The organism is Bacillus pfraonensis (assembly GCF_050768835.1).
Taxonomy (GTDB): Bacteria; Bacillota; Bacilli; order Bacillales; family Bacillaceae_G; genus Bacillus_A; species Bacillus_A pfraonensis.
In genome coordinates, this window is record NZ_JAHCDO010000019.1 from 204452 (window position 1) to 210902 (window position 6451).

Below are 6451 nucleotides of genomic sequence, written 5' to 3' on the forward strand. Positions count from 1 at the left end.
TTTCGCCCTATCCGAAAGGAACGTGGGGGAACAGGTTAATACACTTTCCAAAAACCCCTTTTCTCTTCGGCAAGGGCTAATCACAAATTAAATAAAGGATGGTATTAATATGAACCAAGATAATTTACTTTCAAATTTAAAACGTTATGAAACAAGTAATAGTAATCCATTAGCATTTTTAGACGAAAACAAGAAATCTGAAACTGCTGCTACTGATTTAAATAGTAACGAAAACCCTTTAGCATTCTTAACGAACGATCATGAAATTGCTACAAATAAAACTTATAAGGATAACCCATTGATTTTTTTAGAAAGTGCAGGAACTATTACAGATGAATTATTAACTGAATTCAAATATCAAGGTATTGTAGAAGTGTTACGTAAATATCAAAAAGGTATTAAGTTAGAACAAGATGAATTGAAATTATTACTTGATTTTAGAGCAATGTTCCCAACTAAAACCTTAGAACAATTGGAGGATTAATAATATGAGTGCATATACAATTAAAGACATCCAAAACTTAAAAATGATATTTGGAAATGACTTTGATCCCTATAATAAATCTAATTCACATTCTGATTTTGTCAATATCACTATTCCACTAATTGCAAAAGGATTAGCAAATTACATCAAAAGACATTATCGTTTCGCTAATTATCCAGCAGAGTTTACAGGTGCAGTTTCTGATTTACGACACTTTGTAAAGGACGCTAAATTAGACATCCATAAATTTTATAATATATTTGAATATCAAAGTACAGTAAATGAGTTAACAAATGAATTGAAGAAAAATAATATTAACCTTACTTATATAGGTGGAAGGGTTAAGTTAGTTGAATTTTAAAGGGTATCCTCATTTAGAGGATGCCTTTTTTACTTATTAAGAGGGTTTTAAGTGGTTATTAAATCATTGTTGTTAAGTACGTATTAAGAGCATCATAACAAACTTATATGAGGTTATTAAGTACGTTATAACTAATGCTATGTATAAGCTTACCTAGAACTTTCGAACCGCCATTACATTCGCTCATACGAAAGTTTATGCTTAGCGTATTACAATTATGAATAGTAACGTCATAAACTCATTCTCCATATATAAGGAGTGTGTGCAAAATTGCGTAGACCACTTATGTTTTCCATAATAGGTGTGCTCAAAATTGAGCTTACCTTTTTCCTTTCTCCTTTTGCTCCTGAATCCATTTTTCTGCTCGTGCTACTGGATCGTCAATCATGAATGAATCCAAGTTACGATTTTTTAACTCCTGTTCCATTTTGTTAAATTCATCAATATACATCAATTTAAAATTCATAGCTGCTCCACCAGTGAATCCCATAACTAAAAGTGTAAAGCCGTCTTTTGTTAAATTGTATTTCTTATATTCACGTCCGTTATCGTGTTTATAAGACGATAGCCCAAAATTGGACTTTCCTTTTTCATCCACTTGAATCATTAAGTTTTCAATATCTCGCAAAACATGTTTATGTTGTTTTCCAAAGACACCAGCTACATTTAAACTATCTGTTACTACCTCATTATTTTCAATAAATACGATATTACTCATTTACGTGATTGCATTAACTCTTCGTCCAAATTCACCGATTGAACAATGACCTTCAACATCTAACCAAGCATCGTACATATCAAGTTTAGGTTTTGCTTCAATGATTTTTTCAGACAACTCTTTGTTTTGTGCAAGTAGTAATTGTTTCTCCTGCTGTTCTTTAATCCATCGTTCAGCTCTTGCTATTGGATCGGCGATCATGAATGAATCTAAATTACGACTCTTTAACTCTTGTTCCATTCGGTTAAATTCCGTGATATACATTTCTTTAAAACGCGCTGCTTCAAAACCTGTGAATCCCATTACAAGGAAAGAAACACCATCACGTTTAATTAAATACTTTTTGTATTTCTTATTATTACCTTCTGTCTTATATTCTGAAAGCGCAAAATTTCGCTCTCTAAAATCTTCACTACATTTTAATGTTTCGATAGTTTTTAATACATCTTTGTGATGTTTTCCAAAGACACCAGCTACATTTAAACTATCTGTTACTACCTCATTATTTTCAATAAATACGATATTACTCATTTACGTGATTGCATTAACTCTTCGTCCAAATTCACCAATCGAACAATGACCTTCAACATCTAACCATGCATCGTACATATCAAGTTTAGGCTTGTCTTCGATGATTTTTTCAGACAATTGTTTATTTTGGACTTCTAAAGCTGCTCGTTTTTTCTTCTCTTCATTGTAGTTCGTTAACAATCCAATCATGAACGTAGGATCAGCTAAAGTTTTTTCTAGTAAATTATCAGTCATGTACATTCCATGATTACGAATATCTTTTAAAATTTCTTTAACTTTCTTTTTGAATTGTTTAGCGATTGGTTTTCTTGATTGCATTAATACCTCATACAATCCATCTTCAGTTAAGAACCATAAGTCAGAACCACTCGGATTATTAATCGTAGTGCGGATTTTTGTTTTTTCTTCATCATCAACTGTTCTTAACATAGCTGATACATCATAATAACCTTGTTTTGTTTTGTTGTATTCAATTAAAATAGCTACATCTCTAGCCAAAAATAAAGGTTCTTCCTTTGATCCGTAAATTTTAAATTCTTGTCCTAATACCTCTTGTTCGTGAATAACTTTTAATTCGTTTGTCATTTAATTTTCCTTCTGTTTAATCATTCCCTTCATCCTCCCTTCTCTATTCGGTAAGGGCATTTATAAGATAAATAATTTACTCTGTTCATTATTATTTTATAAAATGTATTGACTTGGATTGCTTGTCCTTCATCATGGGATGAGTGGTAAGGAAAACGGCTAGGGCATAGAATGACTACCTTACATTGCAAAAACAAGAAAGTTAATGCAACATAAAGCAGACGTTCATTTTCACTTCCCATGGTCTATCGGGTTAAGGAATCCGTATAGTAACACCTTGTTTGAACGTTAGATTTTCATCTACAACGAATTTTTAACATGTTATGCTTGTCCAACATGCCGAAAGATATAGGGAAGGAATTGTACTGCTGACATCATCCTTAATTATTTGTAACCTAATGTTATCTTTCTTATTCGTTGCTACCTGTACCGTAATACACCAAGCAACCTTACCAAACCGTTTATGGACGTTCTCTCCTAGTCTTCTAACAACGCAAACAAGGAAACGTTATACGTTAGAACGCTTAATTTTATGACATCGGCTTAGCTAACCTGTTCAAGTATTTATTCGTGGTGTTAGGTCATTCCCACGTTCGGAAATCCCTGTACATCCTCCCTAAAAAAGACAATAGGAAATTAAACCTTTGCATTATATTTTTTAAAAATTTATAATGAAGGTATTAAATGTACGGAATATCCGTTATTTAATTTTTGCTATTACTTATTTAAACTTGGTCACCTACTGCAATAGGTGGCTTTTTTCTTTTTATTTGTATCTATTCAGCATCTTTAAAGGTGAAAATTCTTTATGTTTCTCCTTCACATCATTACTAAATAAATTGACATACGTTCTAACCATATCCATTGTTGTGTGACCAAGTATGGATTGTAATTCAAATATCCCTGCTCCATTTTGAACGCTTAATTTAGCGAATGTATGTCTAAACGTATGTGGACTGCAACGAACGTCTTTTATCTTAGCCATTTCCCCATACTTGCTAATTCGATTTTGTAATTGGCGTTTTGTCATTGGACGATTATCAATTGAAGTGAACAATGCATCAGTTTCAATTGATCCACGAACCGTTACATACTTTCTTAATACTTCTTTCATATATGATTGAATGGGTACTAACCTTTCTTTATATCCCTTTGTATTACGAATATGAATAAACGAATCTTCCCATTTAATATCAGTAATTGTTATTCCGACAAGTTCATTTGCTCTTACACCTGTTTCTAAAAGCAATAACATTACCGTATAATCACGAAAGCCTATAAATGTAGTTAAATTAGGTTGTTTTAATAAAACTTTTATCTGCTCTTTGCTGAATGTAGGTATAGCTTGTCTTCTTACACGCAAGAATTTAACGTCTTTCATTGGATTAGATTTAATGTATCTTTCAGTATGAAGGAAGTTAAAAAACGCTCTAATGGCTCTTAAACGTGTATTAATAGTAACTGGTTTTCTTTGTAGAACCTCTTTCATATAGAAAATAACGTTCTTCTTAATTACTTCACTGGTAATTTCAGTTGGATTTGTGGATACAGATTGATCCATGAGAAGTTTGTAAAACGTGGTTAACTCACTCCTATAATATCGAATAGTATGGTCACGCAAATTACGCAACTCACAATCATTAAGGAATAAGTGTAGAGCGGTTTTATAATCGAGTACATCTAATTGTACAGAATCGTGAATTACTGCTAATTCTTTAACATTTAAATCATTGTTACGTCTTTTCATAACAAACTTTTACCTCCCTTTGGTATCTGATTCAATACGCTTATTTAACAAGGAGATAATCGTATGTAGTGAACCTTTAAGAACACGAAAAAACGGCTCCTACTGAACGTAAGAACCGTTTAAATCAACATTACATGATACCGATGGTCGGGGTCGAACCGACACTCCCGAAGGAACACGATTTTGAGTCGTGCGCGTCTGCCAATTCCGCCACATCGGCATGCTAAGAAAGGCGGCAACCGGATTCGAACCGGTGGTAAAGGTTTTGCAGACCTCTGCCTTACCACTTGGCTATGCCGCCATATTAAATTTGGAGCGGAAGACGGGATTCGAACCCGCGACCCCAACCTTGGCAAGGTTGTATTCTACCACTGAACTACTTCCGCAAAAATGGCTGGGCTAGCTGGATTCGAACCAGCGCATGACGGAGTCAAAGTCCGTTGCCTTACCGCTTGGCTATAGCCCACCGAATTATTAATACATTATATGTTTGAATCATTCATTTTATTACCATTAATATTTAACTAAGACATTAGATATCTTATCATAGTTAAATTTATTTGTAAATATTTTAAATAAATGGGGCGACTGATGGGAATCGAACCCACGAATGCCGGAGCCACAATCCGGTGCGTTAACCACTTCGCCACAATCGCCATATTGTGTTTTTGGCAGGGGCAGTAGGAATCGAACCCACACTGGAGGTTTTGGAGACCTCAGTTCTACCTTTAAACTATGCCCCTATGTAAATGGTGGAGGGGGGCAGATTCGAACTGCCGAACCCGAAGGAGCGGATTTACAGTCCGCCGCGTTTAGCCACTTCGCTACCCCTCCGAAACTTACATGGTGCCGGCTAGAGGACTTGAACCCCCAACCTACTGATTACAAGTCAGTTGCTCTACCAATTGAGCTAAGCCGGCGTATTTAGTTGAAAATGGTGGCTCGGGACGGAATCGAACCGCCGACACGAGGATTTTCAGTCCTCTGCTCTACCGACTGAGCTACCGAGCCAGAATTAAATGGCGGTCCCGACCGGGGTCGAACCGGCGATCTCCTGCGTGACAGGCAGGCATGTTAACCACTACACCACGGGACCATTTGGTTGCGGGGACAGGATTTGAACCTGCGACCTTCGGGTTATGAGCCCGACGAGCTACCGGACTGCTCCACCCCGCGATAATACTATTCATATATTATGTTTATATATGGTGGAGGATGACGGGATCGAACCGCCGACCCCCTGCTTGTAAGGCAGGTGCTCTCCCAGCTGAGCTAATCCTCCAAAGTGGTGACCCGTACGGGATTCGAACCCGTGTTACCGCCGTGAAAGGGCGGTGTCTTAACCACTTGACCAACGGGCCAAAAATATCATGGCGGAGAGCAAGGGATTCGAACCCTTGATACGCTTGTGACGTATACACGATTTCCAATCGTGCTCCTTCGGCCAACTCGGACAGCTCTCCAATCATGGCTCCGCAGGTAGGAATCGAACCTACGACCGATCGGTTAACAGCCGATAGCTCTACCGCTGAGCTACTGCGGAATGATATTAGCCTGGCAACGTCCTACTCTCACAGGGACAAGGCCCCAACTACCATCGGCGCTAGAGAGCTTAACTTCCGTGTTCGGTATGGGAACGGGTGTGACCTCTCTGCCATCATTACCAGACTATATTCACTCGAGACAAACATTATTATACTTGATTGATTAAAAAAGTCAATAAGTTTTTTATATTCTCTCAAAACTAGATAACATTTGCTTCATATTATATGGTTAAGTCCTCGATCTATTAGTATTCGTCAGCTCCACATGTCACCATGCTTCCACCTCGAACCTATCAACCTGATCATCTTTCAGGGATCTTACTAGCTTACGCTATGGGAAATCTCATCTTGAGGGGGGCTTCATGCTTAGATGCTTTCAGCACTTATCCCTTCCGCACATAGCTACCCAGCTATGCCCTTGGCAGAACAACTGGTACACCAGCGGTGCGTCCATCCCGGTCCTCTCGTACTAAGGACAGCT

General features: G+C 37.1%; 6 protein-coding genes, 15 tRNA genes and 2 rRNA genes. 2 read left to right on the plus strand and 21 right to left on the minus strand.

The genetic code is table 11. The features are described from left to right. Positions 1–109: 109 nt before the first annotated feature. Together KFD70_RS19415 and KFD70_RS19420 are read left to right on the plus strand one after the other, a co-directional pair. On the plus strand, positions 110–484 hold the full coding sequence (locus tag KFD70_RS19415) for a hypothetical protein (protein WP_336452870.1): 375 nt from the start codon (positions 110–112) through the stop codon (positions 482–484). A gap of 4 nt (positions 485–488) precedes the next feature. Beyond that, positions 489–845 (plus strand): hypothetical protein, encoded by a 357-nt coding sequence (locus tag KFD70_RS19420; protein WP_336452869.1) that lies wholly within the window; start codon positions 489–491, stop codon positions 843–845. Positions 846–1164: 319 nt separating this feature from the next. Here KFD70_RS19420 and KFD70_RS19425 read toward each other — a convergent pair whose 3' ends face one another. The 21 genes from KFD70_RS19425 to KFD70_RS19525 form a co-directional block, all read right to left on the minus strand. Continuing rightward, on the minus strand, positions 1165–1563 hold the full coding sequence (locus tag KFD70_RS19425) for a Rha family transcriptional regulator (RefSeq protein WP_336452868.1): 399 nt from the start codon (positions 1561–1563) through the stop codon (positions 1165–1167). Further along, on the minus strand, positions 1564–2094 hold the full coding sequence (locus tag KFD70_RS19430; RefSeq protein WP_336452867.1) for a Rha family transcriptional regulator: 531 nt from the start codon (positions 2092–2094) through the stop codon (positions 1564–1566). Continuing rightward, positions 2095–2679 carry a BRO-N domain-containing protein gene (locus tag KFD70_RS19435; protein WP_336452866.1) on the minus strand — a complete coding sequence of 195 codons (585 nt, stop codon included), beginning with the start codon at positions 2677–2679 and terminating at the stop codon, positions 2095–2097. A gap of 766 nt (positions 2680–3445) precedes the next feature. Then, positions 3446–4426, minus strand: a complete 981-nt coding sequence (locus KFD70_RS19440; RefSeq protein WP_336452865.1) for a tyrosine-type recombinase/integrase — start codon at positions 4424–4426, stop codon at positions 3446–3448. 138 nt (positions 4427–4564) lie between these two features. Then, positions 4565–4646 (minus strand) — tRNA-Leu (locus KFD70_RS19445). Positions 4647–4656: 10 nt separating this feature from the next. Continuing rightward, positions 4657–4727 (minus strand) — tRNA-Cys (locus KFD70_RS19450). A 10-nt stretch (positions 4728–4737) separates the two neighbouring features. Beyond that, positions 4738–4812 (minus strand) — tRNA-Gly (locus KFD70_RS19455). 5 nt (positions 4813–4817) lie between these two features. After that, positions 4818–4892: transfer RNA gene (locus tag KFD70_RS19460), tRNA-Gln, on the minus strand. Between the two features lie 114 nt (positions 4893–5006). Further along, positions 5007–5082, minus strand: a tRNA-His gene (locus tag KFD70_RS19465). A 13-nt stretch (positions 5083–5095) separates the two neighbouring features. Then, a tRNA-Trp gene (locus KFD70_RS19470) sits at positions 5096–5169 on the minus strand. Between the two features lie 7 nt (positions 5170–5176). Continuing rightward, positions 5177–5260, minus strand: a tRNA-Tyr gene (locus KFD70_RS19475). A gap of 10 nt (positions 5261–5270) precedes the next feature. Beyond that, positions 5271–5346, minus strand: a tRNA-Thr gene (locus KFD70_RS19480). Positions 5347–5361: 15 nt separating this feature from the next. Continuing rightward, positions 5362–5437, minus strand: a tRNA-Phe gene (locus KFD70_RS19485). 9 nt (positions 5438–5446) lie between these two features. After that, a tRNA-Asp gene (locus KFD70_RS19490) sits at positions 5447–5522 on the minus strand. Positions 5523–5525: 3 nt separating this feature from the next. Next, positions 5526–5602 (minus strand) — tRNA-Met (locus tag KFD70_RS19495). 30 nt (positions 5603–5632) lie between these two features. After that, positions 5633–5708 (minus strand) — tRNA-Val (locus KFD70_RS19500). A 4-nt stretch (positions 5709–5712) separates the two neighbouring features. After that, positions 5713–5787: transfer RNA gene (locus KFD70_RS19505), tRNA-Glu, on the minus strand. Between the two features lie 10 nt (positions 5788–5797). After that, positions 5798–5889 (minus strand) — tRNA-Ser (locus KFD70_RS19510). A 5-nt stretch (positions 5890–5894) separates the two neighbouring features. Beyond that, positions 5895–5969, minus strand: a tRNA-Asn gene (locus tag KFD70_RS19515). A 9-nt stretch (positions 5970–5978) separates the two neighbouring features. Beyond that, positions 5979–6094, minus strand: a 5S ribosomal RNA gene (gene rrf, locus KFD70_RS19520). Positions 6095–6195: 101 nt separating this feature from the next. After that, positions 6196–6451 (minus strand): 23S ribosomal RNA (locus tag KFD70_RS19525); the annotation flags it as partial.